Source organism: Sphingobacterium sp. UBA7249, assembly GCF_002472835.1.
Taxonomy (GTDB): Bacteria; Bacteroidota; Bacteroidia; order Sphingobacteriales; family Sphingobacteriaceae; genus Sphingobacterium; species Sphingobacterium prati.
Genome location: NZ_DKST01000004.1, coordinates 83,800 through 110,797 on the forward strand (window position 1 = coordinate 83,800; position 26,998 = coordinate 110,797).

Below are 26,998 nucleotides of genomic sequence, written 5' to 3' on the forward strand. Positions count from 1 at the left end.
GGTAATCAATGAAATCTTTAAATAAATATATCGTGTTATTAGCCTTGGGAGCAATGATCTTCTCAGCTTGTAATAAAAACTTGTTGGATGTCACCGCTACGGATCGGATCTCGACTGAAGCGATAGAGACTGATACAGCTGTTTTGGAAGCCTTTATTATCAATAAATATATCGGGGAGCGAATTATATCAAATGAAGCAGATGGTACCAATCCGGGCTTTGGTCGGGGATTTGAATACGCGCTATGGTCTTCATTGACAGACGAGTCAATGTATACCAATGATGACAATACTTGGCTTATTATACGAGGACAGCTTTCTCCCGAAAATTTAGGTACAGCAGGTTCGCTCTGGGCACGCAGCTACCGTAGTATAAGGGAATGCAATTACGCTAAAAAGGTGTTGGCAAATATTCAGATGAGCACATCACATAAGCGTCAACTCGAGGGTGAACTGCAATTTATTCGTGCGTTTCGTTATCATGATCTCATTCGAAACTTTGGTCGGGTTGTTTTGATGGGCGATACCGTGTATGGTTTAAAAGATGATTTAACGACAGCGAATTTGTTTCAACGAAAATCAATTCAAGAGGGAATGGACTATGTCATTAAGGAATTGGATGATGCCATTGCGAAATTGCCTAAGGACAATAACGATGCAACATGGGTGACCGGTAGAGCTACAAAAGGTGCGGCTATGGCGCTAAAATCAAGACTGTTATTATACGCAGCAAGTCCACTCTATAATGTTGGCTCTTGGGCAGCTGCTGCCCGAGCCGCACAGGATCTGATGGTGCTCAACAAATATAGTTTGTATACTGGTGGATATCATTCCTTGTTTTTGACAGATCGTAATCCCGAAACTATTTTCGCCCGTTATTATACAAAGAATGCGAACCATGTGCACCTAGAAATTGCTAACGGACCAAATGGTTATGGTGGTTGGGGGGGGAACACGCCTTATCAAAATTTAGTAGATGCCTATGAGATGAAAAATGGAAGAACTCCTTTTAATCCAGATGGAACGATAAACACTGCTTCTGGATACGATCCCAATAATCCTTACAACAATCGTGATCCACGTTTTGACGCGACGATCTTATATAATGGTTCCATGTATAGAGGAAGATCTATCGAAACCTTTACGCCTGGTGGGCAAGATAGCCCGCAAGGAAATGATAACTGGAATACGTCAAAAACAGGGTATTATCTACGTAAATTTATGAATGATGCTTATCCATTGCAAAATCCTTGGGGAAATGCAGGATTTCAGCCGTGGAATTACTTCCGTTACGCCGAAATTCTATTAAATTATGCGGAAGCTGCAAATGAGGCTTATGGTCCGGATGTAACTCCTACTGGTGGCGATTTAACTGCTAGGCAAGCTTTGAACCTGGTTCGTACAAGACCCTCAGTAGAAATGCCTGAAATCCCTATTGGGCAATCGAAAGATGAGTTTAGACAGCATGTGCGTTATGAGCGTCGGGTAGAACTGGCGTTTGAAGAACATCGTTTTTACGATGTAAGACGTTGGAAAATAGCCATGGATACGGAGAACGTTGCAGCCTACGGAATGACAATAACAAAGGGAAGTGGCGGGCTTACCTATACACGAAAAGAGGCATTATCGGGCCGTCGGTTTGAAGAAAAGCACTATTGGCTTCCAATTCCACGTTCAGAAATATTGTCATCAAATGGACAATTGGAACAAAATCCAGGTTATTAATGCTAATTTATTAAAAAATGACTTAGTAGATGCGCTAGTTCGGAAAAAGAAACCTAGCGCATCGTTGTCAGATTACGAACCTTTTACTAATTTATTTTATACATGAGATTTACAATTATAGCATTTTTATGGATGAATATTGCGGCATCGGTATACGCACAGGACTATAAATATGGACCCGCCGAGAAGGATTTTGCAGGTTACCTGTTTGCTTACTTCAAGGGGAATGCAGTAGCGGATGAAGCAGTCTGTTTTGCTATCAGCACGGATGGCTATACCTACCGGGCACTTAATGACAATCGCCCAGTCCTGGATTCGAAGAACATCAGCAAAACTGGTGGAGTACGTGATCCGCATATTCTCCGTGGAGAAGATGGGAAAACATTTTATATGGTATTGACGGATATGACATCATCCAAAGGTTGGGAGTCCAACCGAGGCATGGTCTTGTTGAAATCATCAGATTTGCTGCATTGGTCCTATCAAAAGATTGATATTCAACAACGGTTCAGAGATCATGAGAACTTGAAAAGAGTATGGGCACCGCAAACTATATTTGATCCTGCTGTTGGAAAATATATGGTGTATTGGTCCATGAAACATGGGAATGATCCGGATATTATCTATTATGCTTATGCAAATAGGGATTTTACGGATTTTGAGAGCGAACCACAGGTATTGTTTCTCCCTAAAAATGGTAAATCATGTATTGATGGGGACATTATCGAGAAAAATGGCCTATTTTATCTATTCTACAAAACAGAGGGCCACGGCAATGGAATCAAGCTTGCGATAACAGATTCCCTAACTTCAGGAAAATGGATCGAACAGCCGGGGTATAAACAACAGACCAAAGATGCTGTGGAAGGATCCGGTGTCTTTAAATTAAATCAGTCCGATAAGTATATCCTCATGTATGATGTCTACGGTAAAGGAAAATATCAATTTTGCATATCCGAAGATCTTGACCGCTTTAAGGTAATTGATCATGCAATTGATATGGATTTTCATCCGCGTCATGGAACCATCATTCCTATTTCTAGAAGAGAACTTCTCGCGCTGACTTCAAAATGGGGAACTCCCAAAGATATTCAGATCGGAGGACGAAAGAATCCTATTTTGGAAGGTTTCTACGCCGATCCAGATGTCCTTTATTCCAATAAAACAAAGCAATACTATATCTATCCTACTAGTGATGGTTTTGATGGCTGGGGTGGTTATTATTTTAAGACTTTTTCATCTCCCGATTTAAGTCACTGGAAAGATGAAGGCGTTATTTTGGATCTTAAAAAAGATGTTGCCTGGGGGGCTAGAAATGCTTGGGCACCTACGATCACTGAAAAGAAAGTAAAAAACAATTACAAATACTACTATTATTTTACGGCAGCACAAAAGATTGGTGTTGCGGTGGCGGATCTACCATCTGGACCTTTCAAAGATTCGGGCAAACCGCTGATCGATTTCAGGCCTGAAGGTGTAAAGGGAGGACAGGAAATTGATCCCGCAGTGTTCAATGATCCTAAATCAGGAAAAAGTTATCTGTATTGGGGGAATGGCTATCTGGCTGTTGCCGAACTCAACAAGGATATGATCTCCATCAAAAAAAATACTGTAAAAGTGCTTACTCCGGATAAGACATTTCGTGAAGGTGCATATGTTGTCTACCGTAAGGGGCTTTATTATTTCTTTTGGTCGGAAGATGATACTCGGAGCGAAAATTATCGGGTACGTTACGGGACTTCCACTTCGCCTTATGGCCCGATCACTGTGCCAGAGAAAAATTTGATTTTACAAAAAGATCCTGCCAAAGGGATTTATGGCACAGGGCATAATTCAATCCTGCAGATTCCTGGTAAAGACGAGTGGTATATCGTCTATCATAGATTCAACTATCCGAAAGGTATTGCAATGGGGGATGCCGCAGGATTTAATCGGGAGGTATGCATGGATCGCCTGTATTTTGACGGACAGGGACGAGTTGTGCCTGTTGTTCCAACGCTTTAATCATCAAAACTTAATGTAAAAAAGAGGATGAAAAAAATAATAAAAAACTTGGCGGTATTAGCGCTCGGCATGGGAATGGGAACTAGTGCTGTATATGCTCAACTTGGATTTGGCGCCGCTGAGCGCGTGAATTCTGATTGGCGCTTTCATTTGGGCGATATTAAAGGTCCGGCAGAAATGAAAAATGAAGGCTGGCAACAGATCCGTTTACCGCATGACTGGGGTGTCAAATACCCCCTTAGCCCAAGTCTTGCCAGCGCAACTGGATATTTACCGGGTGGTATTGGTTGGTATCAAAAACAGCTATTGATACCAGTAGAAGACCAAAGCAAAAAGATATTTATATATTTTGAAGGAGTATACAACCGAAGTGAAGTTTTTATCAATGGAAAGTCAGTTGGAAAACGGCCTAATGGATATGTATCTTTTGCATATGATATCAGTCCATATATTGAGTTTGGGAAAGAAAATACAATCGCCGTTAGGGTAGACCACAGTCAGTATGCGGATTCCAGGTGGTATACAGGTTCGGGAATCTATCGGGATGTCTGGCTGGTGAAGGCCAGTCAATTACATATAGACCAATGGGGTGTATATGCTTATCCAGAACTGAAAGGAGAAGAAGGGATTCTTAATTCCGAAATTACTATTGTCAATAGTTCTACGGCGGCTAGCCCAATTACTGTGCAGCAAGAGTTGATTGAGGCGGGGGGGAAACTCGTTTCAAAAAAAACAAAAAAACTTAGTGTTAATACTGGCGAAAAAGAAACTGTACAGCAGCAATTGACGTTAGCAAAGCCTAAATTGTGGAGTTTGGACAATCCTATACAGTATACGTTGCGTACAACACTATGGCAAAATGGGAAACAGATTGACCAGTCCGAAGTAAAGACTGGCTTTAGGACATTTACGTTTGATCCCAACAAGGGCTTCGCTTTAAATAACGAATGGATGAAAGTGAAGGGCGTCTGCCTACATCATGATGCTGGTGTGCTCGGGGCTGAGGTCTATACCGAAGTATGGAAGCGTCGTTTGCTCACCTTAAAATCGCTGGGCGTTAATGCCATTCGTACGAGCCACAACCCCCAAGCCTCCTCGTTATATACGTTATGTGATGAGCTTGGCCTATTAGTCATGGATGAAGCATTTGATGAATGGGAATTTCCGAAACGAAAGTGGTTACAAGGTTGGAATGTAGGTATGCCAGGATTTGAAGGTGCATATGACTTTTTTGAAGAATGGGGTGAGCGGGATTTGGCGGACATGGTCAAAAGGGATAGAAATCACCTTTCTATTTTTGCCTGGAGTATAGGTAATGAAGTTGACTATCCAAATGATCCTTATTCGCATCCGATACTAAACGGTGAAAAAAAAGAAGGCGACTTTACACAGGCCTCTTATGGAGGGTATAAAAAGGAGGCACCGGATGCGATGCGCTTGGGGGATATTGCCAAACGCTTGGTTGCCGTGGTGAAAAAATACGATCGAAGCCGAGCGGTGACAGCCGGTCTAGCTGGTGTAGCGATGTCCAACGAGACTGCCTACCCCGGAGCGCTGGATATTGCCGGGTACAATTATACCGAAAGCCGCTATCAGCAGGATCACAAACGCTATCCGGCACGTGTGATCTTCGGTAGCGAAAATAGACATGATTTGCCTGCGTGGCTGGCTGTACGTGACAACACGCATATATTTGGCCAATTTTTATGGACTGGGATCGACTACTTAGGGGAGTCAGGACGCTGGCCTTCGCGTGGGTTTTATTCGGGACTATTGGATTTTGCAGGCTTTATCAAGCCTCGTGGGTATTATCGTCAGTCTTTATGGACGGAAAAACCCATGGCCTATTTGGGAACTTACCCATTGGGTGGGGGGAGCGGTGTGTCTGACCTTTGGACAACTTCGGAATCAGAGCAGCGGCCACGAAAGAATGAAAACCCTTCGATGGATGCGTGGCCGATCTGGAATTATCAGGATGGCCAGCTGATCCGTGTGGTATGTTATACCAATAGTGCTGGAGCTCGACTGGAACTGAACGGCAATATTGTTGGCGAAGAGAAAGAATACGATGCGAAGACGGGGATCATCTTTTGGGATATTCCGTATAAGGCAGGCAAGTTGGAGGTTGTGGGGTCGGATGTAAACGGAAAACAGGCTGTCCGCCATGCTATTCAATCTAGTCAGCGGCCAGCTTCCATCCAAGCGGTAGTGGTAGAAGATCAGCAAACTAATGCGGGTGCTGTTGTTCAGATTGCTATACAGATTGTAGATGAAAAAGGTGTTCCCGTAGCTTTATCTGACGATGAGGTCACCTGTGATGTGATTGGAGACGCACGCCTACTTGGCTTGGAAGCAGGAAACAATACAGATATGGGCGATTATACGGATAATAGACAACGGGTTTACCATGGTAAAATGATGGTGTATGTTCAATCTTTAGGCAAATCGGGAGATAAAATCAATCTTCGATTTACTTCGCCATGGCTGAAAACAGCTACCGTAGCTTATGTTATCAATTAAAGCTCCGATCAATCTGATCGGAGCGTCCGTATTTCTAAGATTTTATGAGTAGGGGACGTTGATGTCCCCTTAATTTTAACTTCTATTGTAGATGTATTGGAAATTTCTTTTGGAAGTTCAATTTGTATGGTTTTAACTTCTAATTGATTGCCTTTGTTTTTTAACGTTTCGACAGGGATTCCATTGACCAAAATTTCGGTATTATGCACAGCGGTGTCTGTCATAAATTTTAACAATAGCACGCTATTGTTTGTATTTTTCATCTGGTAACTGAACCAGCCCTTGGCTTCACGCCAACGAGTATCTTCCGTTACGCCGGCGTTGCTATTTTCTTCACGAAAGAAGTGATCTGACTCAGGTTGTTGTTCACCAGGAGTCACCTTGTCAATAGTAATAGCCGTCAAGGCCAAGCTTTCACGTTCATCGCGATCGATTTTCTCTTGTTGTTCTTGAAGTTGCGCTGCTGTTGCCTGTGGCCAATATAGAATGTATCGGCTATCGTGGATACCATAGAAAGGTTCCAATTCCATTTTAAGGCTATCTTTACCCTGACGAAGTCCGTTAAGCGTGAAGTGTAACGGTTTGGATGAGATCTGATGCACGAGCGATGGAATTGCGTCGGGATGGGTTGTCAGAATAGGAACATCACGCAAAGGAATTTGCTTGCCAGAAGCAATATGGCCCATCCGGCTGTCGTCAGCCTTGAGTCCCCGTAAATCTTCTGTACCTGAACGGGCTGCAAGTACAATGGGACCACATAATATACTGAAATAATTACTTTGATCAGGTAACTGTTCGACATGGATGCCCATTGGCAGTTCCATTCGTAACAGATCTCCAGGCTTCCAAGTACGTTTTATTTTGAGATGTGTTGCTGTAGAATCGGTAATTGTATAGGGGGTTCCGTTAATTGAAATAGTTGGTATGGCAGCAAGCCAAGTAGGTTTGCGAAGGTACAACGTAAACTCCCGCTTCCGTTGCGTATTTATTTTAAGCGTTGTATAAGCTTCCTTTGGAAAGTTGTTGTCTTGGATAATCTCGACACCTTTTTCCCTCCAATTTAATCGTGAGGGAATAAAGAGATTGACGTATAACTCATCGTGTTTATGCGCATATATGATCTCACCATATTTGGCGTGACTTTCCATTCCCGAACCTACACAGCACCACATGCTTGTTTGGGGCTGTGAATAAACGCGATAATGTCCGGGACGTATTTGTGTAAAATACACGAATCCGCCATGTTGGGGATGTTGGGTGGACAGGATGTGATTATATAATGCACGTTCATAAAAATCCAGATATTTACCCTGTTGGTCTGTCCGATACAACATTTTTGTCAACCGCAACATGTTATACGTATTACAAGTCTCAGGTCCTTCGATGCTATGGACCATTTTGGAGAAATCGTCGATCGGATTAAAATGTTCACTGACGCTATTTCCACCAATGGCAATCGAGCGATGTTGTACGACATTGTCCCAAAAGTAACGTACTGCTTCGGTCAGCTGCTGATCATCAGAGAGCTCAGCAATCCTTCTGAAACCAAGGACTTTTGGGATCTGCGTATTGGCATGTAATCCCGTTAATTTATCACGGTGTTCCATGAGTGGCGTTAAGATGGACTGGTGACTGAATTTTCGCGCAAGTTGGAGGTAGCTGGGATTTTGGGTAATTGCGGCGACATCTGCAAAAACCTCGTTGAGTCCACCGTGTTCGCTACGTAACATATCCTGTATTTGTGCTTCAGACAATTGAGAAACCAATTGTACAGCCCAGTCTGTCATGCTAATCAGCATGTTTTTAGCGGTCTGATCCGCGGTCAATAAGTAGGCATCACGTAATCCGGCATAAGTTTTATGAATATTATAAAGCGGAACCCACTTGTCATTTAGGCTAAAGGTGCCTGATCGGATATTACCTTTTTGAATTTCTTCCCAAATAAGTTTACCCCCAGGTACTCCGCCAATATATCCATTACCGTTGGCATCCTGACATTGTTTCAGATTGGAAATCATGTAATCAAGTCGTTCTTTAATTCGGGAATCGCCAGTTGATGCATACATATAGGAGAGAGCAGAAAGATAATGGCCACCTATATGTCCATCCAAACCTGTGTTTTCCCAGTTCGTATAGGAGTCTTTCTTAGTGGGCAAACCGGCTTCACGCATAAAGGGGGCTAATAGGCGATCTTGATCCATTTCAAGTAAATACGATAGATCGAGCTGCTCAGCGTGCTTAAAAGGACTGGGCAATAATCGGACATCCTCTATAGCGAAATAATTCAATGATTTGGAAATTTGTGCATATAAGGGCAGGCTAAAAGTTGTCGCAAAAATAAGATGGAAGAGGCTACTTTTTAATTTCATTTTATTGCAATTTATAGTCTATAATCAGCATTAAGAAAGCATGCTTTTATTTGGTTAGCGATCTGACGAAATGTATATTGACCGACATATCAAAGATATAAATTAGGTTACATTTATTAAGTGTTTTTTTTACATTTATTTAATATGTGTTCAACTTTCCTTTTGAACAGTTAATTCATAAACAGCGTTTTTAGGAAATCATCTTTCTATATAGTGTGCGCTACGCATTCCTCTTCGCCATAAAAAACACCGATAGCTGTAAAATTTATTGAAATAGCTCGTTTTTTGAAACAATTTCTGATTACATATTGTCTTATGGTTAATTGAACGATTAAAACATGTACTTATGAAAAGAATAATTCCTTTTACTTTAATGTCGAGTTTACTAGTACTCGTTTCTAGCTGTGCCGCGATAGAAGGCATATTTAAAGCCGGTGTTTGGTCCGGAATATTGATGGTAGTGGTTGTAGTAGCCATTATTATTTGGATTATTAGCAAATTGTTTGGTGGATCTAAGTGATATAAATAGATCGCTAATTTATTACGGGCAATAAACGCTTAAATCTTTTCAACTAGATATTTCCAGTATCGTTTGGGGACATGTCTTAAATGCAATTTCAAATTCTTCCGGGATTCGATAGTAGTGCTTTTAAAATAGGTCTTCCAAAGGTGCTGGAATTCTTTTTCTTTGGGATCGAGGTCGACTTCAATGCAATAAGGATCCTGAATATCTTGTCCATGTATGTGGGATACTTCCTGTACGGTGCGACCGTCATAATAAAAACCATAATTGCGCCGAATATCATAGATCAACCATTGCTGATCGGCGAAGCGGTTCTTGAAAAAATCGATAACAAGTGGAATAACATTAAAATCTGGTTCTACAATAGCGGTATAAAGGTTGTTATAGGATTTGACAAATCGTATAAATGCTTTCATCCTATGCCTCTCCCGATTTATTTTCTTAATGCTTTGATGTAGACGCAGCAAGTCTGGCCTACCATAATTTTGCATCTCCAGATGCTGCGATTTAAAAAGCTCCACAATAAGCCGAAATCCGTTCGTCCATTCCAATGAATTATCGGCTAGAAAATTATGATAAAATAGTCTTGCATTATGTTTTCCAATTATTTTCTCCATCCCTGAAATGATACGCGAAGCTTTCTTTGAACAGCTGGAGATCTGACGTTTCTCGGAAAAGATATTGGCTACCATTAATTGTTGTGTTGTCGGTATAATATCGAATTCTTTTCGTTCAAAAGCTTCAAAAACACAGCATAAATAGCCGCAATAACTTCCATCGAAAATATAGTTCATGAAAATAGTGTTAACTGCGTTTGCGAATTGATCAACTTAGGCCGGGGATTATATTCAAGAATGGACTTTTTGATCTGCTCGGGATAGTGAAATCCGGTGCTAACGATACTGTCTTGGCAAATCATAAAGTATTTGGCCCTATTAAAAGCAATCCCGAGTTTACGTAATTGAAATTCTTTTAATTTTCCATATTTGCGTGCCTGCACGATTTTATTTGCAGATTGTCTTCCTATTCCTGGTATTCGAATAATCCAACTATAATCGGCGCTATTGATATCGATCGGAAAAAACTGAGGATTACGCAGCGCCCAGGCCAGCTTGGGGTCTATATCTAATTCAAGCTGCTGATGCTTGTTGTTTAAGATCTCATTCAAGGAGAAACCATAGAACCGTAATAACCAGTCTGTCTGATACAATCTGTTTTCGCGTATCAACGGTGGGGTGGTGCCAATTTGTGGAAGGCTGCTATCCGTTGCGTTGATCGGTATATAACCTGAATAATAAACCCGCTTAAGCTGATAATCCTTGTAAAACTCGTTGGCAGTCTGCATAATCTGTAGGTCTGTTTCCGGGGTGGCACCGATGACCATCTGTGTACTTTGACCTGCTGGGACAAATAGTGGAGCTTTTTTATCAATCTTCTTATGCTGTTGGATGTTGAGGATTTCATTTTGAACAATTCCCAAAGGCTCACGCACGGATTTATGATCCTTTTCCGGGGCGACAAGCTTTAATCCTTCTTCTGTGGGAATCTCAAGATTGACACTCATCCGATCCACATAAAGTCCTGCCTCCTTTAATAGCGACTCGCTGGCTCCAGGGATAGCTTTTAGGTGAATATATCCATTAAACCTTTCTTCTGTCCGAAGTTTTTTTACCACAAGCATTAACCTTTCCATCGTATAATCTGCAGATTTGAATATGCCGGAGCTCAGAAAGAGTCCTTCAATATAATTCCTGCGATAAAAGTTCATTGTCAGATTGACCACTTCCTTGACTGAAAATGCTGCGCGTTGGACATCATTGCTACGCCTGCTGACACAAAATGAACAATCGTAAATGCAGGAGTTGGTCATCAAAATTTTCAACAAGGAGACACAACGCCCATCTTCGGTATAGGTATGGCAGATCCCGCTCGCTGAAGCATCTCCGATGCCGCCCTTATTTTTTCGTTTTCCTCCGCTAGAGCTGCAACTAACATCATATTTTGCTGCGTCAGCTAAGATCCTCAACTTCTCATCAAATCCAAACATGATCAATATCTTAGTAATTACAGCTAAATTACTAATTATATTAGTCTTCAGCAACAGTGTGAATAAATAAAATACCTCATAGCGTCCGGCAAGCGGACAGATTGGCAGTGATATTATTTTACAAATAACATGTATTAACTGCTATTTTTTTGTGTGTAAACGTTACAGTATTCGGTAAAAGTCCTACTAATGTATCTTCCCTTTGGCTGGCTAACTTTAAAGATTTCGCCTATTAAGTTATTCTCTAATTTAGCTATCTGATGTCAAGGGGTAAAAGTTAATTGAACCATTTGGAACGAGCAGTTGTTCAATAGTAAACAATATACTATGGCAGAGAAAAACATAAACAATCAGGAAGCATTGGATAAGTTGAAATCGATTGTAGATCAGATCGACGTGGGCACAATTTGCTCTTTTGGTAAGGAATCCATCTATCCGCATGGTGTCCCGATGAGTAGACAAGAAGTGGATAACCAGGGAAATATATGGTATATATGCTCTGCGCAAAGCGACACGTATAAGAATATTGAGAATGATCCACGGGTTTCGGTTTTTTATGCTGATCCCAAAAATTACACCTTTTTAAGTATTAATGGTACAGCTAAACTGTCCAGAGAGCAGGCTAGGATCGATCGTTACTGGAACAAAATGATGGAAGGTTGGTTTGAAAAAGGGAAAGAAGATCCTAACATCAGATTGTTGTGCGTATCTCCTCAGGAGGCCCATTATTGGGATTCAAATTCGAACATGGTTGTTAACCTCTTTAACATGTTAAAGGCAACGCTAACTGGAAATATCGAAGATATTGGCAAGGAAGGGGATTTAAACCTCTAAACCAGATTTCAAAATCAGTGCATCTTCGATCCTGCTTCTGAAAAGAAGTACAGACCTTTAAAAAAGTTTAACCGGAAGAGAATACCCACCAGAAGAAGATACCTGATCCTTGAACAAAGAGAGCGAAAAGTCTACTTAAATTGTTATGTAGACTTTTTGTTCTTATATCGGTTTTTTAACTGACTTCATGGTCGATAGCTATTTAGCTGAGGTATAATTGTGTAACTTCGAATTCGTGTAGCCTCGAAAAAGTGGTTGGATTTTAAGATATTCGCTATACGATTTAAATATATATTGATGAGATCAGCAATTGCTTATTTAGTTTGTATATTTGGTCATACTATATTGACCAAAATTTTGATATTATGAAAGAGAAAGAACTGAGTGAATTGACCGATCAAGAATTATTAGAAAGAAAAAAGAAGCAAAAAAGTGACAAACTGATCAATGCTGTTCTTGTAGGGTTTTGTGCCGGGGTGATTGTTTACGGTATTGCTAACAAGGGGATCACAATTTTTACATTTATGCTACTCGTCATGGGAGCTTGGGCTTTTATGCGCTGGAAGAAAACCGATGAAGCGCTCGACAATGAACTGAAATCTCGGAACCTGAGTAATAAATAACTACGAAAATGACAACACCGAAGCTTTCAACACTTCGGTGTCATAAAGAAGTTTCACTACTAATTGGAGTGGCAATTACTTATAAAGATGCATTGTCGCGCAGCATTTTTATAGTGTTGTGCGCTTCGAGCTGTTTGTTTAGCTGTATAGTCAACACATTTTTAACGTTTGGAGAGAGCTCGTCAGCGTCTTCGTCCAAAACTTTTTGATAGGTTGCTTTAAAAGCATCTTCGCCTTTTTCACAGCTTTCTAATAAGCTTTTTTTATCGTTGCCCGTAATGTTAACCTTAATACCCATCCAAGCTCTAAAAAGCTTTCCACTTAGCATCGTGCTATCTGTCGGCTCTTTTCCTTCCAATTCTACATAAGGGGTTAGATCTGCAATAAATGACTCGGATTGTGCGACATATTTTGTGAAATCTGATTCCAGTTCATGGAGGCCGTGAGCATGCGCCAATTCGATTGCTTTCCTATAACCTTCGATTCTATCGTTGTTTATCTTGATAATATCGTTGATTATTGCTGGGTTATTGATGTTATTTTCCATATTTAATTTTGATTTATTTCTAATTGAAAAACATGCCGATATGCTGCTTCGTTTGCCAAGGATGAGATTCACGTATTTAACCCGTATCCACGTATTTGTATCAATTGTAAGTCGAAAAGGTACGTGAATGATACAAAAAACGACTATTCAGCTATATTGTATGCCACGATGACTGTATTTTTAAACGTTAATTTCACCTGAGAGATCAGGTTCATCATTATTGTTTTTTCTCTTCTGTTCGGCCTGAACTTCTTCTGAGTCATGAATGCGATCATCTTTAATACCGGACAAATCCGTATTTGGATCTTCATTGTCTTCTTCAGTATCCGCTATACGATCTTCTTCGTCTGTCGAGGAATATCCTTCGCTCGGTTCGGTAAGGTCTGGACTGGGTTCTCTTGGATCTGGATTGGGAATAGTGGCCATGATAAAGATGGACATACCTGGATGCACAACTTGTCGGTTAATGTGTGTTTTCATACGACGATTTTTAAATAGAACTGTACAGAAGCCCCTATAGTTGACCGAAGTAATACTCAATATACTGAATTTTTCTACCTGTTTTTTTTGCGACAAGATTAAATTTTTCACTATGGGGGAAAATAGACTTCGTTATGAATCTTCCCAGGGGCAGCGTATCAGCATGGCGAAGGTAATCGGGCGGAGCGTAGTGGGGTCACGGATAGCGTTGATTCCCTTTGGAAGAGTGCTTCTTGCACGCTGATGATTATTATCTAAGGGATAATGTGTCAGTACGGTAGATATTTAAGCGAAAAAGGTAATATTAAAATGTACGGTTATATTTCCTGGTATACTAGGGTACAAGTCAAAAAAAATCAGCGATTTCTGATTGGTGGGTGGTCTTAAAAAAGTATGTAAGACTAGTACTGTTTTTCTGTGCAGATGAGCCATCAAACTAGTGCATTAATAACAAAAAAACAGCTATCCATTAGCTGTTTTTTTGTTAATTAACCTTGTCGGCTTAAAACCTATTATTTGCTCTTTGTTTTAAAAATTCTATTTTTTTGCATCAAGATAAGGCTTATGATACTGTTCATTGAACCGTTTTTTGTCGTCACGATAGCTGCTGACAGCGCCTAATTTATGCATCATTTTGATGTAACACCAAGCTAGGTCGATCTGATAAGGCTTGAAACCACTACGTGCACTTTTAGGGTAGAGATGATGGTTGTTGTGCCATTCTCCGGCCACGATACCTGGCCAAAGTTGATTGATGGATTTATCCTTTTCATTGAAATCGATGCCTTCCCGTTGTTTATCTTCACCTTTGGCATGGCCTTCATAATTAAATGTACGTACGCCTACGGCCCAGAAACCAGCTGCGCCAAATAAGCAACAAGCTAAGGCATGGCCTCCGATTAGAAAGAATACGGCATACCAAAATGACCAGTTTAATACCCAGGATAGGATTGCGTGGGTGGGATTGACATAGGAACCCCATTTTTGATATTGCGCATAACTATTGCCTGTAACGCCAGTATGCTTCATAAGCGACTTGACTCGGTTATAGGAGTTCTCAGTCAGGTCTTTGGCAATGGGTTGGTGGTTGACATCGGCCAAGAAGCAATATAGAAATCCAGCTTGCGCATTGTATGGATCTCCAGGTTGGTCTGATTTTGCATGATGTACGTGATGTGAAATAACATAGATCTCTTCGGGTATAACATTAATCGTTAAGTTTTGTGTAAAGAAACGCCAAAACGGATTACTGAATTTAAAGGCACCGTGCGTGGAAAACCGATGATGCCAGATGGTACCGTGTGTACCCATAATGATCATACTGTAGATAAAAGCCGCCAACACTGTCCACCAGCTGAGGTGAGCAAAGAGAAAAACAAAGAAAAATGGAATAAGACAAGCTACTTTTAACCAACTAAAAAAGGGAAGCCAGTTGCGTTGGTCTTTAAAGATATTCAATCTTTTAAAAAATTCGCTAAATATTTGTTTTGGACTAGGTTTAATAAGGTCTCCGTTGTCGTCTTTCCATCCGTAGCTGGGAGTTTGGAGCACATGATCTAAAAAGGGCATTCTGTGGTTGATTCTAATTGTTGATAAAGTGCTAAGCTACGGTATATATCGGTTAAAAAGTGTTAATTTCAAAAGTTTAACATATAGCGACATGTATTTAACGCTATAGGCTGTACTGCGCAATAAAACGATAGAGAACCATGCGTGATGCTTACGGTGTGAATAATCGAAAAAGGAAAGAATACATTGAAATCTAAATGGTTATTTTGACATGTTAATAAATGTTCCGTAAGGGATTCAACTGCATTTGTTTTAATATTTCAATAAAATCTATGGAATTAGTAGTCTTTGTGAAATTATTCCTATATTTGGACAACGAGCTTAGTAGAATAGATGGATATGGCATTAAGATTTCTCAAACAAAAAACCGGTCAGCAATTCTTAAACAGAATTTCTTCGCAGAAGAGCTACAATGGTTTCATGCGCGAGCTAAGCAAACTGAAGGTTTTTGGTCGCGTTTTATATGTAGGTGCCCATCCAGATGATGAAAATAATAAGTTGTTAACATATTTTGCGCAGGAGCAACTTGTCGACGCGGCCTATTTATCCCTTACACGGGGCGAAGGGGGACAGAATTTTATAGGTACGGAAAAGGAAAGCGAGCTTGGTATACTCCGTGTACAAGAATGTTTATCTGCGCGGGAGACGGAGGGAACAAGACAATTTTTTACACGTGCCAAAGACTTTGGATTTGTAGAATCTGTCGACGAGACCTTGTGCCTATGGGATGAGCAAGCGGTACTTGCTGATATGGTTTGGACAATACGGTACTTTCGCCCAAACGTCATCATTACACGATTTTCGCCGAATATTGCGGATCTCCACGGACATCACCAGAGCTCAGCAGTCTTGACCGAAGTGGCCTATGATCTTGCGGCGGATCCGCTGGCATATCCTGAACAATTAGAGGAGTTGTCTGTGTGGAAGGCAGAACATCTCCTATGGAATGTCTATCAGGAAAGTGGTGTGAAAGATATCGGCGGCAGAGTGGCGCCATTACCTGAGCACTTTTCGCTTGATATTCCTGTATATAATCGCTATTCGGGTTTACATTACGGAAAAATAGCTGCCGAAAGCCGTAATAACCATCGCTCCCAGGCGATGGCTAGTCTAATACAATATACACCCTCCGTTGAATATTTTGAATTATTGAAGGGAGAACCTATTGATACAACAGTAACGAACTCTTTATTTAGCTCGACAGAAACTTCAGACCAGTATATTCCGGTCTTTAAAGAGCTAATTGATGGCTTGTTGGTGAAGCATTTTCAGGGAGATAACCTTGAATTTTCATTGGCAATAGCGACAATTTTGCTCTGGATGAAAACCGTACCAAACAATAATGCGATCTATGAAAAGCAGACTGATCTGGAGCTGCTTTTGCTTCGTTCACTCGGGGTATCTTTTGAAATCTATTCTACGGACGACAGGTGGGTACCGGGTACCAATGTAACCTTATCTTTGCAGGCGAATATACCACAGGACTCCGATTTGGTTTTGACCAGTGTAACAGTTCCCTTTTTTGAGACAGCATATTTTCAGCCTTATCGATTGTCGCAGACAGAGCGGGTTGAAATAACTGGCCGTCTCAGTCAAACCATTGATCCCTCATTGCCAGCTTGGTTAAAGGAGAAAGGGAGCCGGGGCCGATATTCTCCCCAGTCTTTCAGCGATATTGTACTTTCCCAACAGGATAATCCAATCGTAGCACAATTGCAGTTGCAGTTTGCAGGCTTATCCATAGCAATTCGTGTACCTGTATTGAACAATAATAAGCCCGTGATTATTTCTCCTGCATTTACTGGGGCTTTCGATACAGATATTATTGTTTTAGCGGATTTTACAAGTCGTTCTGTTTCGCTCGAACTGCAATCCAATGTGCCTACTGTAGAATCAATTTGCGTGAGGTTAACAGGGACGGAAGGACTGGAGTTGTTTCCAAAAGAACAGACGGTAGTCATTCAAGGCAATACTTCCGAAAAAATCCATTTCCAATTAACGTCAATTGAACATACCGAAAGGGTGCAACAGGTTGGTTTCGAGATCGAAACTGCTTATGGTGTTCATCAAAATAGTTTTAAATCGGTCAATTACCCCCATATTGAAGAGGTGGTTTATTATCCTCCTGCTGTTTTACGGGTTTTAAATAGTTCGATTGCAAACACAGCTAGTCGAATCGCTTATATCGCAGGTAAAAATGATGGACTTGTTGCAAGTTTGAATCAGCTCGTGAATCATTTGGAACTGATTTCTCCTGTTGAATTGAAAGATAGGGACCTGTCAACTTTTGATGCTGTGGTTTTGGGTATCCGAATTTACAATACTGATCCAGACATAGCGGCTTCTCATAGACAATTGCTGGAATACGTCGAAGCTGGGGGTGTCTTGATAAATCAATATCATACACCCTATGATCTATCTGTAGGAGAGATCGGCATATGCCCTTTAGCGGTTTCGAGCGAACGGATTTGCGACGCCGAATCAAGTATTAGCTTCTTGGACCCTGCTCATCGGCTCTTGAACTATCCAAATAAAATTGTACAACACGATTTTGCCAATTGGGTACAGGATCGCGCATTGTTTTTACCACAAGATTGGACGAGCGGATTTATGCCAATATTGCGCACTCAAAATTCCGATGGGAAAAACGTAGATGGATTATTGCTTGTCAATAAGAAGGGAAGGGGGTACTACATCTATAGCAGTCTGTCCTTATTTAGACAGCTTCCAGCTGGTGTGGCTGGAGCATATAGGCTTTTTGCTAATATGTTGTCTATCGGTAGCTGATTAGATCAATGAAAATAAAACGTTATATAATAATATAAAAAGGAGCCTATATTTGTTACGATGTGCAGGAAAGCTCTAAGCTCTTCTGAGATATAACAAAAATAGACTCCGTGTTTTACCAACGTTTTTTATTGGACTGAAATAGTACCTAAATCTTCAACGCTTCCTTTTACCACTCGAACATCTTCAATGGTTTTGTCCACATATCCTGATACGGTCGGTTGAATAACGATTTTGTAAGTGCCTTCTGACATACCCGGGAAATAGAATTTTCCTGCCGAATTTGCCAAAGTTCCAACAGTATCTACTCCGTTTATGGCGAAAACATGCGCCAGTGAAGCAGCAGGATTAACAGTACCTGTAATTGCTCCAGAAGTTGCTACTGGAATTGCACGGATGACAGGTTTAAGCAAGTATTGGCCATTGCCTGTTTGTACGATTGATTTCGACGCATCAAAATCAAGTAAAAGGGTATAGGCGACATTTGGAATCAATTCGTCTTGCACTTTTATCTTAACACCTGAAGATTGTCCACTAGGAGTTTTTAGCGGATGACGAACTCCATCAACCCAAATTTCATTTCCCTCATCTTCAAGTTTTAATCTTATTTCCTGAATCATACCTGATGGAACATCATCTCCTGCAATCACCGTGTCTTTCCCCATTGTATATTCAAGAATGTTAAATGGGTTGCCGTCGACATCAAGACTTTCGCTACCTGAACTTGTACGGATTTCGATTTCATCAATATTCAGATGAATTGCATCATAATAACCAGGAGCATCTGTTATTTTAATGGTAACAGGGGTTGTTTGTGTGGATTGGTTGTCATCCTTACTACAACTGCCTAACAACGCTGCGGCTGTCAATGCAGTAAAAATTAAATTTATTTTCATAGTTAGTACCTTATAACAATGGCCTACACAAATGCTGTGCCATGTTGACTGTATCTATAATGTTACAGTGTTTTTCGTAAATGTTATTTTGAATAACGCATGTAATTTAAAACTATTTAAATATGCTACGGGCCATTTTTAGGACCATATACTGGGAGATTGTGGTCAATTTGAAAAAATTGTGGTCTAATGCCTATTGGGCCAAGGATGAATAGATCGAGAGTATACCGCTTGGTTAAGTTGCTATCGAGCAGCCAGGTATAGTGGTATATGGGGCCAGGAATAATAGCTGCGATTACGATACGTTAGCACGATGAGCATAGGTCTTATTTTTAAAATATGTTTTGTTTATTTAAACCTTTTTAGCTGCAGCGTTGTGTTATGATTGACATTATTTATTATAAACAAATAGTGCTATGGGACTAACGAAATATAAAGAAAAACGGGCAGCTGAAAAAACACCTGAACCTTTCGGTGGTAAGCCGAGCGGCAAAGAACTGAGATTTGTTGTTCAGAAACATGATGCTTCTCATTTGCATTATGACTTCCGCCTTGAAATGGATGGTGTGCTGAAAAGCTGGGCTGTACCAAAGGGGCCTTCTATGGATCCGAATGTTAAGCGTCTCGCTATGATGGTGGAAGATCATCCATATGATTATCGAAATTTCGAAGGAATTATACCTCAAGGTCAGTATGGGGGAGGGACAGTGATCGTTTGGGACGAAGGAACTTATGAGCCCGTAGAAGGGGCGAAGGATGATATTGCTGCAATGGACAAAAATCTCAGACACCAGCTCTACTCTGGGAAACTCAAATTCAAACTGAATGGAGAAAAGCTGAAAGGAGAATTTGCACTGGTGAAAGCCTATGGAAGGGGAGACAATGGCTGGTTGCTGATGAAACTTGAGGATAGCTATGCCAGCGATAAGGATATCACAAAAAAGGATAAATCCGTTATCTCCGGTAAGACTATCGCACAGATGGAAAAATCACCCGACAAGGTGTATGGGGAGAATATAATAAAAAAAGATACAACATTAAAAGACCAACACAGTGCAACGAAAAAAGCTGCTGAAATCATCAACGATCAGCTCGAAAAGCAGCCTGAACAAAAATCGAGGACTGCGAAGGGAGCAGGTAAACTGTTGAAGAAATTATCAAACGAAGCATTTTATACACATATTGAGCCTATGTTGGCCACATTGGTGGACCAGCCGTTTGATAATGCAGATTGGGTATATGAGGTGAAATGGGACGGTTATCGGGCCATCGCATTTATGAACAAAGGGCAGGTGGAATTAAAGTCCCGAAATGACAAGAGTTTCAATGAAAAATTTTATCCCATATACGATAAACTCAAGGAAATAAAACTCAATGCGGTTATAGATGGGGAGGTGGTTGTGTTGTCTAAAAGTGGTATAGCAAATTTTGGCGCCCTTCAGAATTGGCGCAGTGAAGCGGATGGCGATCTCGTCTATTACGTATTTGATATATTGTGGTATGAAGGTAAAGACTTAAAGGAACTGTCACTTCTTGAAAGAAAAGCGATCCTAAAAGAAATTCTTCCACAAAATGAACAAATCCTTTTTAGTGAGCATTTTGATACTTCTGGAATTGATTTTCTGAAAGAAGCAAAAAAAATGGGCTTAGAAGGAATGATGGCGAAGCGAAAAGATAGTATCTATCACGCCAATAACCGTTCCCATGACTGGTTGAAAGTCAAGGCCAATAAGCGCCAGGAAGTTGTTATTGGAGGTTATACCCTAAACGATGATTCTAGTAAGGTATTTAGTAGTTTGCTTGTAGGTGTATATAAGGGTAAAAAACTGATTTATACAGGTAAGGTGGGGACTGGTTATAATGCCAAGTTGCAAAAGGAATTGATGGTACTATTTAAGCCATTGATAACAGAAAAGACACCTTTTGCGGACGAACCTGATGTCAACAAACCTTCACGCTTCCGACCCAATCCACCACATGCTTCAGTGACTTGGTTGCGTCCTGAATTGATCTGTGAGGTCAGTTTTACAGAAATGACGAATGATGGTGTTATGCGGCACCCTTCATTTGATGGCATGCGGGAAGATAAGGATCCAAAGAAAGTGATGCTTGAACAGGAACAGCTTACACAACAAGTCGTTGCAGATAAAATCAATACTCCGGTTAAATCAAGGTCTGCTGTAGAACGCAGGACGCTGTTAAACCCAACAGAGAAAAATCAAGTGAAAAAGATCAATAAGCACGAACTTAAATTTACTAATCTTAATAAGATTTTTTGGCCTAAAGAAAAGATTACCAAACGCGATCTTATCAATTATTACTATCAAGCTGCACCTTTTATATTACCATACCTGAAAGGTAGACCGCAAAGTATGAATCGATTCCCTAATGGTATCAATGGGGAGGGATTCTATTTTAAAGATGTTACTAATACCGCGCCGGATTGGGCTGAACTTTATTTATATCAAAGTGAAGCGGATAATCGGGATAGACATTATCTCGTTGGGAAGGATGAAGCAACTTTATTATACATGGCCAACCTCGGTTGTATAGAAATGAATCCTTGGAATAGTACAGTCAAAAAGCCTGATTATCCAACCTACTGTATCATTGACCTTGATCCGGATAAAAACTCTTTCGATCAGGTGATTGAAGCAGCACAGGTGACCAAACAAATTCTGGATAACATGGGCGTGCCTAGTTATTGCAAAACAAGTGGTTCTACAGGGCTCCATATTTATATTCCTTTGGGAAACAAATATACCTACGATCAGGCTAAGGAGTTTGCACGTATCATCGTGACTTTAGTGCATGCTGAAATACCAGCTTATACTAGTCTTGAACGTACTGTACGTGACCGCAAAGGAAAGATGTACTTGGATTTTCTTCAAAACAGACCTCACGCGACGATTGCATCGGTCTATTCGGTCCGGCCCAAACCAGGAGCTACCGTGTCCACGCCGCTCCACTGGGACGAGGTAAAGAAAGGGCTGAAGATGACCGATTTTACTATTTTTAACGTGATTGAACGGATAAATACAGTGGGTGATATTTTTAAACCGGTATTGGGCAAAGGGATTGACTTAAAAAAAATAGTCAATGCACATGCTATAGATCGGGAATAAAAGAATAGTAATTTATTGATTTTAGAACATCCTTGAATATAATGACATTTCATAGGGAACAGTTATAAAATGCCGTTAGATAAATATCGCAATTTGGACAGCGGAGGTAAATCAAATCGATGATTTACCTCCGCTGTCCAATGTTTTAACAGTTTTGATGTTATTGCAGTTTTATTGCTTCAGAAGGGCCAATAGTTCTTTTGCAGTCTCTTCTGATGAACCAGGATTTTGGCCAGTGATCAGCTTACCATCTTTGACCACATGACTGCTCCAATCATCACCTTTACTATACTGTCCGCCAAGATTGATCAATTCATCTTCAACTAGGAAAGGGACAACATCTGTCAACTGTACAGCGTCCTCTTCGGAATTAGAAAAGCCGGTAACTTTTTTGCCTTGCACCAGTGAACGGCCGTCAGGATTCTTTACAAATCGAAATACTCCAGGTGCGTGGCATACGGCAGCTACAGGTTTATCGTGTTTCCAGAATGTCTCAATTAAAGAAATCGAAGTTTTGTCATTTGCAAGATCCCAGAGTGGACCGTGGCCGCCTGGAAAGAAAATTGCGTCGTAATCTTGTTCATTAACTTCAGGTAAAGGCACACTGTTGGCCAATTTGCTCTGAAGTTCGTTATCTGCATCGAAGCGCTTTGTTGCTGCTGTCTGGAAATCAGGAAGTGCGCTTTTGGGATCTATTGGTGGTTGCCCCCCTTTTGGCGAAGCGATCGTGATGTCGATGCCCGCATCAGCCATAACATAATAGGGTGCTGCAAACTCTTCTATCCAAAAACCTGTTTTATTTCCTGTATCTCCCAATTGGTCGTGTGAGGTCAGTACGACCAATACCTTTAAGTTTTCTTTTTTCATTTTTAAGAATATTTAATTTTCTAAACGATAACACAAAGTAGGATATAAATTGTCAGATCCTTATGTGATATACATCACATTTTAGGGAATGGTTTTGCTTTTTTGATCTACATCACATTATTTAGCTTGGTAGAGCCTGCTGAGCGTCTCACGGGAAACTCCAAGATAAGCTGCAATCAACTGTTTGGGAACAAGATTATAGAGTTCGGGATATTGCAGCATTAGTTCCTCATAACGGCTGCGGGCATCATTGTTTAGCAAGGACAAAATTCTCTTTTGCAATCCTATATAACCTTTATTGGAACGCCATCTTAAAAATGTTTCCACCTCATGGATTTCTTTGCATACATGTTCACGGTCCTCTCCCGACAAACAAAGTGTGTCTGCATCGCTTACACAATCCAGGTTGACTGTTGCTCTTGTATTGTTGTGCAAAGCATTGTAATCAGATGCCCACCATGTCTGCGTAGCGAATTGTAGGATATGCATCTTTTGTTCATCATTGACTACAAAAGTTTTCAGGCAGCCATTTAGGACAAAATATTCGCATTCTACTGTATCGCCAATGTTAATTATCGACTGTTTCCTTTTAAATGATACTGGTTTGAAAAAGGAAAAGAAATAATCGAACTGTTCGTCATTTAATAGGACGGTCTTGTTGATATGTTGCCTGAGAATTTCGCGATCGGTCATAGCTTACAATTATTGAATGGACTAAAATTAAACAAAATCTGATAATCACAACGTGGTGTCTATATTTTTGTGCGTATCTACATATTTTGGTAATACACCAGATAAACTGGACAGAAAAGAATGTTAATATATGTCTTATCACCAAGTTAATACCATCTTCTAAACTAAAAATGAAATAACAGTACTTCTATATTGTATTGAGAGGGAGTTAACAGGGAATTACCCCTGTTACCCCCTGCTATCTCTCTGTAATTACGATGTTATTATTGAATTTGGTGTTAATCAATTATCAGCTTGTGCAGGAAAGAATGAAGATTAAGTATTCGTCTAAAATAGGATGTTTAACCGGTTTAGCTGGGATTGAAAATCTGATTTTTTTACTTTTTATTTTGTTTATACAAAGTTTTTTTCTACTTTAGTGTTGCCCATCACGGGCACTTTTCATAAAATAGGTTAATAATATGGCTAAAACACCCGGAGTACCCCATGCTATCGGGTGTTTTTTTATTATAACCGTTAGCTGAGCAGACCATGGATCTTGTAGAAAGAACATGCGTGTTAAAACTGCGAATCATAAATCAAGTAATACGAATTGTAAGCAAAATGAAATAAGTATAAAAGGCTCTTTACATTTGATCTAGGAATTACTGTAGCTGAATCCCAGTATTAATATTATGGAAATTATTAAAGCCTTTATCATTTATTTGATTAGCTATACCTTTACTTATTATAGCATAAAATACTCCCTTTCCGATCACATTCTGATCAGTACAATGAATATTGGTATTTCTGCATTGGTTGCAGCGGGCGTTACAGCTTTTTTGTCTGCCGATCTGATAAAAACAAAAAAAATGAAATCTAAAAATTCTGTGATTGGGAATTCAAAAATTAGATCGACAAACACGGAGCCTTTGGGTTAGAGCTCCGTGTTTTGTTGATAGAAGAAAAGATTATTAAATTATCTTTTTTCGAATTTGTACGCAAGTGTTGCCATAAAACTGCGCGGCGCAATTGGATTCACGCTATAATTTTCGTGGATGTAATAATTAAATGCATTAGTGATATTGGACAATTTTCCAAGAATACTCCAATTTTTGTAGGCGTATCCGGCCGAAAAGTCAATGGTAGTGAATGGACTGACGGAAACCAGACGATTTAAGCCGTCTCTGATATTTGCCTTCGTATTGTTCCATCCTGCGTTACGTCTTCCTGTGTAGAAGGAAGAAAATCCTAGTTTAACTCCTTTTAAGCTCCCATTTTGAAAGGTATAAAATACGGTTCCGTTTGCAGTATGTGGCGTAGATCCGACCTGTCTTTCTCCTTCAGCATTTCCCATCTCACTGGTCTTTGTATATCTCCTAAAATTATAGCTATAACCAGCTATAATATTTAGTCCTTCTGTTAATTGTCCCCGTAAATCCAACTCTATACCCTCTGATGTTGTTTCTCCAGTAAACTCTTTCATTTGAGTATCTTTGATGCTGCCATCTTCTGAGATAACGGCTTGCGCAAATCTATTATTTTTAATTCTATATACGGATGCATTTGCTGTTAAACGGCCATTCATAAATTCATTTTTTACACCAAATTCATATTGGTCGATAATGGAAGGTCCTAATGAACGATACTCGCGGTCGTATCCAGTGTTGGCTTCAAAGTTACTCGCGTAAGTTACAAAAATGCTCGAACTTGAAATAGGCTGATAAATCAAAGCAAATTTTGGAGACCATGCTTTGTCTATCTTTGGGCCTGCTGGTTTGTTTTCAGTCAGAGTCTGGTTTCCTTGGTCATCCGTAACCCTTGATTCGGGAGTTTTTTGATAGGTATATCTTGCTCCAGCTAGAACTTTAAATTTTTCTGATAGCTCTATTAAATCCTGCACGAATACACCTGAACGGTAAATATTTGTTCTTGTCGAATTTTTAAATGGTGCGTCGGGGATATCCGTTCGTTCTCCCCCCGGTTGATAGATGTTTATGAGGTCATAGACTTTTGTCTTTCCATCTACGCCGACTACATTTCCCTTATCGGAAATGGCAAAAGTAAAGTTTTTAACATCGGATTGATCTGCATCCCCTCCGATCAATAAATTATGCTTAATTCCTGCAGTATAAAATTTTCCGGTTAAATTTACCTGTTGGTTAGTGGTAATTTCTTTAGATCTCGTTTTATTTAAGGCAATATTTAAATTACCATTTGTTTGAATTTGAGCGCGCTCAGCTCCAAAGTAATCGCGATTATAAGATTGGGCGCCTAACGCAATATTTAGTTTCCAGTTGTCATTAAATTTGTGATTTAATGCGGTTTGGAAATTTGCCTGCTCGGTCTCATTAAATGCCCAAATTGTGTTTAGGAATTTATTTCTACCGATAGATTTATCGATTTTTCCGCCAATCGTGCCAATACCAAAGTCGGGTGTATTGTTTGCTTTTAGATAATCTCCGTTGAGTTCAATCTCTGTCTTGTCAGAGGCTTTTATAAGTAACGAAGGGTTTACATAGGTACGCTTATTTTTGACGACATCACGAAAGCTGTTGGCATTTTCATAAGTACCGATCAATCTAAAGGCTACATTGTTGGATAATGGACCATAAACATCTACTGTTGGTTTATAAAAATCATAACTTCCCGTTCGAAAGCTCACTTCTCCTCCGTAGTTAAATTTAGGTTTTTTTGTGACCATGTTGATAACGGCGCCACCGCTTACACCACCATATAGCAGAGCTGCGCTACCTTTTAAAATTTCTACGGCCTCTAATGTGGAAGCCTCTATTGAGGCACCATTGTTGGTTCTAATACCATTCTTAAAGATATTGTTCGCACCGAGACTGTAACCTCTTGCATAGAAATTTTCATTTACTCCACCACGATTTGCTCCAAGGGCAATACCATTCGCATTTTTGAGGGCGTCACTTAATCGGTTGACTTGCTGATCGGAAATGACTTGTTCATTGATAATCTGTACACTCTGTGGTAAGTCTTTGTCAATAATACCTGCTTTCCCAATATTGATAGTTTTATTGTTATGAGAATTATACCCAAACACTTCAACCTGCTCCAATTGTGATTCAGAAATATTAATGGCGATATTAACCGCAGAAGCTTTACCGTCCTTAACGGCTACGATTTGTTCTGCTACCGCGTTGCCTATACTCTTGACTCGAATAGTATACATTCCGTCCGGAAGGTTGGTAAATTGAAAACTACCGTCAGAAGACGTTGATGTTGATTTACTAAACCCACTAATTGTTACCGTTGCCGACTCAATTGGCGCACCGTCTTTGGTTCTGACGCGTCCATATACCCCTTTACTTTGAGCTGAAACATCTAAATGTGTAGCTCCTACCAATCCCAGACTTAATATAAGTCCCAGAAAAGATCTTTTCATTA

The 26,998-nt window shown here is 40.1% G+C and carries 19 protein-coding genes; 9 read left to right on the forward strand and 10 right to left on the reverse strand.

Annotated features, from left to right (window positions below; all coding sequences use genetic code 11):
- The first annotated feature begins 8 nt into the window (after positions 1–8).
- The 3 genes from B4A24_RS02870 to B4A24_RS02880 all read left to right on the forward strand — a co-directional run bounded on the left by B4A24_RS02870 (position 9) and on the right by B4A24_RS02880 (position 6,248).
- Complete coding sequence (locus B4A24_RS02870; protein WP_293942467.1) at positions 9–1,724, forward strand: RagB/SusD family nutrient uptake outer membrane protein; 1,716 nt, start codon at positions 9–11, stop codon at positions 1,722–1,724.
- Between the two features lie 102 nt (positions 1,725–1,826).
- Positions 1,827–3,728 (forward strand): family 43 glycosylhydrolase, encoded by a 1,902-nt coding sequence (locus B4A24_RS02875; RefSeq protein ID WP_293942469.1) that lies wholly within the window; start codon positions 1,827–1,829, stop codon positions 3,726–3,728.
- Positions 3,729–3,755: 27 nt separating this feature from the next.
- Entirely contained in the window at positions 3,756–6,248 is a 2,493-nt protein-coding gene (locus B4A24_RS02880; RefSeq protein WP_293942471.1) for a sugar-binding domain-containing protein, read from the forward strand.
- Between the two features lie 8 nt (positions 6,249–6,256).
- Here B4A24_RS02880 and B4A24_RS02885 read toward each other — a convergent pair whose 3' ends face one another.
- The 3 genes from B4A24_RS02885 to B4A24_RS02895 all read right to left on the reverse strand — a co-directional run bounded on the left by B4A24_RS02885 (position 6,257) and on the right by B4A24_RS02895 (position 11,187).
- A complete protein-coding gene (locus B4A24_RS02885) occupies positions 6,257–8,617 on the reverse strand; it encodes a glycoside hydrolase family 127 protein (protein WP_293942473.1) in 2,361 nt (786 codons plus the stop codon).
- A 558-nt stretch (positions 8,618–9,175) separates the two neighbouring features.
- On the reverse strand, positions 9,176–9,934 hold the full coding sequence (locus B4A24_RS02890; protein ID WP_293942475.1) for a TIGR03915 family putative DNA repair protein: 759 nt from the start codon (positions 9,932–9,934) through the stop codon (positions 9,176–9,178).
- The gene (locus B4A24_RS02895) at positions 9,931–11,187 is read right to left on the reverse strand and encodes a putative DNA modification/repair radical SAM protein (protein ID WP_293942477.1); all 1,257 of its coding nucleotides are present in this window, start codon (positions 11,185–11,187) and stop codon (positions 9,931–9,933) included. Before B4A24_RS02895 ends, B4A24_RS02890 begins: the two co-directional genes overlap by 4 nt.
- A 327-nt stretch (positions 11,188–11,514) precedes the next feature.
- Between B4A24_RS02895 and B4A24_RS02900 the strand changes: the two genes are divergently transcribed.
- Together B4A24_RS02900 and B4A24_RS02905 are read left to right on the forward strand one after the other, a co-directional pair.
- Positions 11,515–12,021, forward strand: a complete 507-nt coding sequence (locus tag B4A24_RS02900; RefSeq protein WP_293942479.1) for a pyridoxamine 5'-phosphate oxidase family protein — start codon at positions 11,515–11,517, stop codon at positions 12,019–12,021.
- Between the two features lie 365 nt (positions 12,022–12,386).
- Complete coding sequence (locus tag B4A24_RS02905; RefSeq protein ID WP_293942481.1) at positions 12,387–12,644, forward strand: hypothetical protein; 258 nt, start codon at positions 12,387–12,389, stop codon at positions 12,642–12,644.
- 79 nt (positions 12,645–12,723) lie between these two features.
- Here the strand turns inward: B4A24_RS02905 and B4A24_RS02910 are convergent, their stop codons facing one another.
- Positions 12,724–13,191 (reverse strand): PA2169 family four-helix-bundle protein, encoded by a 468-nt coding sequence (locus tag B4A24_RS02910; protein WP_293942483.1) that lies wholly within the window; start codon positions 13,189–13,191, stop codon positions 12,724–12,726.
- Between the two features lie 180 nt (positions 13,192–13,371).
- Positions 13,372–13,671: a hypothetical protein gene (locus B4A24_RS02915; protein WP_293942485.1), complete on the reverse strand. Its 300-nt coding sequence runs from the start codon at positions 13,669–13,671 to the stop codon at positions 13,372–13,374.
- Positions 13,672–13,783: 112 nt separating this feature from the next.
- On the opposite strand from B4A24_RS02915, the gene B4A24_RS02920 reads away from it, so the two are divergent.
- Positions 13,784–13,915, forward strand: coding sequence for a hypothetical protein (locus tag B4A24_RS02920; protein ID WP_293942487.1), 132 nt, complete (start codon positions 13,784–13,786; stop codon positions 13,913–13,915).
- Between the two features lie 293 nt (positions 13,916–14,208).
- Here the strand turns inward: B4A24_RS02920 and B4A24_RS02925 are convergent, their stop codons facing one another.
- Positions 14,209–15,240, reverse strand: coding sequence for a fatty acid desaturase (locus B4A24_RS02925; RefSeq protein WP_293942489.1), 1,032 nt, complete (start codon positions 15,238–15,240; stop codon positions 14,209–14,211).
- A 339-nt stretch (positions 15,241–15,579) separates the two neighbouring features.
- Between B4A24_RS02925 and B4A24_RS02930 the strand changes: the two genes are divergently transcribed.
- Positions 15,580–18,027 carry a PIG-L family deacetylase gene (locus B4A24_RS02930; protein WP_293942491.1) on the forward strand — a complete coding sequence of 816 codons (2,448 nt, stop codon included), beginning with the start codon at positions 15,580–15,582 and terminating at the stop codon, positions 18,025–18,027.
- 128 nt (positions 18,028–18,155) lie between these two features.
- Here the strand turns inward: B4A24_RS02930 and B4A24_RS02935 are convergent, their stop codons facing one another.
- Positions 18,156–18,923: a DUF4382 domain-containing protein gene (locus tag B4A24_RS02935; protein ID WP_293942493.1), complete on the reverse strand. Its 768-nt coding sequence runs from the start codon at positions 18,921–18,923 to the stop codon at positions 18,156–18,158.
- A 416-nt stretch (positions 18,924–19,339) separates the two neighbouring features.
- On the opposite strand from B4A24_RS02935, the gene ligD reads away from it, so the two are divergent.
- Positions 19,340–22,048: a DNA ligase D gene (ligD, locus tag B4A24_RS02940; protein WP_293942495.1), complete on the forward strand. Its 2,709-nt coding sequence runs from the start codon at positions 19,340–19,342 to the stop codon at positions 22,046–22,048.
- Between the two features lie 171 nt (positions 22,049–22,219).
- On the opposite strand, the gene B4A24_RS02945 is transcribed toward ligD, so the two are convergent.
- On the reverse strand, positions 22,220–22,915 hold the full coding sequence (locus B4A24_RS02945; protein ID WP_293942497.1) for a type 1 glutamine amidotransferase domain-containing protein: 696 nt from the start codon (positions 22,913–22,915) through the stop codon (positions 22,220–22,222).
- A gap of 117 nt (positions 22,916–23,032) precedes the next feature.
- A complete protein-coding gene (locus tag B4A24_RS02950) occupies positions 23,033–23,608 on the reverse strand; it encodes a Crp/Fnr family transcriptional regulator (protein WP_293942499.1) in 576 nt (191 codons plus the stop codon).
- Positions 23,609–24,282: 674 nt separating this feature from the next.
- Between B4A24_RS02950 and B4A24_RS02955 the strand changes: the two genes are divergently transcribed.
- Positions 24,283–24,528, forward strand: a complete 246-nt coding sequence (locus tag B4A24_RS02955; RefSeq protein ID WP_293942501.1) for a hypothetical protein — start codon at positions 24,283–24,285, stop codon at positions 24,526–24,528.
- A 38-nt stretch (positions 24,529–24,566) separates the two neighbouring features.
- Here B4A24_RS02955 and B4A24_RS02960 read toward each other — a convergent pair whose 3' ends face one another.
- Complete coding sequence (locus tag B4A24_RS02960; RefSeq protein WP_293942502.1) at positions 24,567–26,996, reverse strand: TonB-dependent receptor; 2,430 nt, start codon at positions 26,994–26,996, stop codon at positions 24,567–24,569.
- Between the last annotated feature and the right edge of the window lie 2 nt (positions 26,997–26,998).

What these genes read in the sequence shown, in the direction of transcription:
- B4A24_RS02950 (WP_293942499.1), bottom strand. Translation starts at nt 23,608, where the DNA reads ATGACCGATCGCGAAATTCTCAGGCAACATATCAACAAGACCGTCCTA.
- B4A24_RS02900 (WP_293942479.1), top strand. Translation starts at nt 11,515, where the DNA reads ATGGCAGAGAAAAACATAAACAATCAGGAAGCATTGGATAAGTTGAAA.
- B4A24_RS02905 (WP_293942481.1), top strand. Translation starts at nt 12,387, where the DNA reads ATGAAAGAGAAAGAACTGAGTGAATTGACCGATCAAGAATTATTAGAA.
- B4A24_RS02915 (WP_293942485.1), bottom strand. Translation starts at nt 13,671, where the DNA reads ATGAAAACACACATTAACCGACAAGTTGTGCATCCAGGTATGTCCATC.
- B4A24_RS02895 (WP_293942477.1), bottom strand. Translation starts at nt 11,187, where the DNA reads ATGTTTGGATTTGATGAGAAGTTGAGGATCTTAGCTGACGCAGCAAAA.
- B4A24_RS02945 (WP_293942497.1), bottom strand. Translation starts at nt 22,915, where the DNA reads ATGAAAAAAGAAAACTTAAAGGTATTGGTCGTACTGACCTCACACGAC.
- B4A24_RS02885 (WP_293942473.1), bottom strand. Translation starts at nt 8,617, where the DNA reads ATGAAATTAAAAAGTAGCCTCTTCCATCTTATTTTTGCGACAACTTTT.
- ligD (WP_293942495.1), top strand. Translation starts at nt 19,340, where the DNA reads ATGGGACTAACGAAATATAAAGAAAAACGGGCAGCTGAAAAAACACCT.
- B4A24_RS02870 (WP_293942467.1), top strand. Translation starts at nt 9, where the DNA reads ATGAAATCTTTAAATAAATATATCGTGTTATTAGCCTTGGGAGCAATG.
- B4A24_RS02925 (WP_293942489.1), bottom strand. Translation starts at nt 15,240, where the DNA reads ATGCCCTTTTTAGATCATGTGCTCCAAACTCCCAGCTACGGATGGAAA.
- B4A24_RS02935 (WP_293942493.1), bottom strand. Translation starts at nt 18,923, where the DNA reads ATGAAAATAAATTTAATTTTTACTGCATTGACAGCCGCAGCGTTGTTA.
- B4A24_RS02910 (WP_293942483.1), bottom strand. Translation starts at nt 13,191, where the DNA reads ATGGAAAATAACATCAATAACCCAGCAATAATCAACGATATTATCAAG.
- B4A24_RS02960 (WP_293942502.1), bottom strand. Translation starts at nt 26,996, where the DNA reads ATGAAAAGATCTTTTCTGGGACTTATATTAAGTCTGGGATTGGTAGGA.
- B4A24_RS02875 (WP_293942469.1), top strand. Translation starts at nt 1,827, where the DNA reads ATGAGATTTACAATTATAGCATTTTTATGGATGAATATTGCGGCATCG.
- B4A24_RS02890 (WP_293942475.1), bottom strand. Translation starts at nt 9,934, where the DNA reads ATGAACTATATTTTCGATGGAAGTTATTGCGGCTATTTATGCTGTGTT.
- B4A24_RS02955 (WP_293942501.1), top strand. Translation starts at nt 24,283, where the DNA reads ATGGAAATTATTAAAGCCTTTATCATTTATTTGATTAGCTATACCTTT.
- B4A24_RS02920 (WP_293942487.1), top strand. Translation starts at nt 13,784, where the DNA reads ATGGGGGAAAATAGACTTCGTTATGAATCTTCCCAGGGGCAGCGTATC.
- B4A24_RS02930 (WP_293942491.1), top strand. Translation starts at nt 15,580, where the DNA reads ATGGCATTAAGATTTCTCAAACAAAAAACCGGTCAGCAATTCTTAAAC.
- B4A24_RS02880 (WP_293942471.1), top strand. Translation starts at nt 3,756, where the DNA reads ATGAAAAAAATAATAAAAAACTTGGCGGTATTAGCGCTCGGCATGGGA.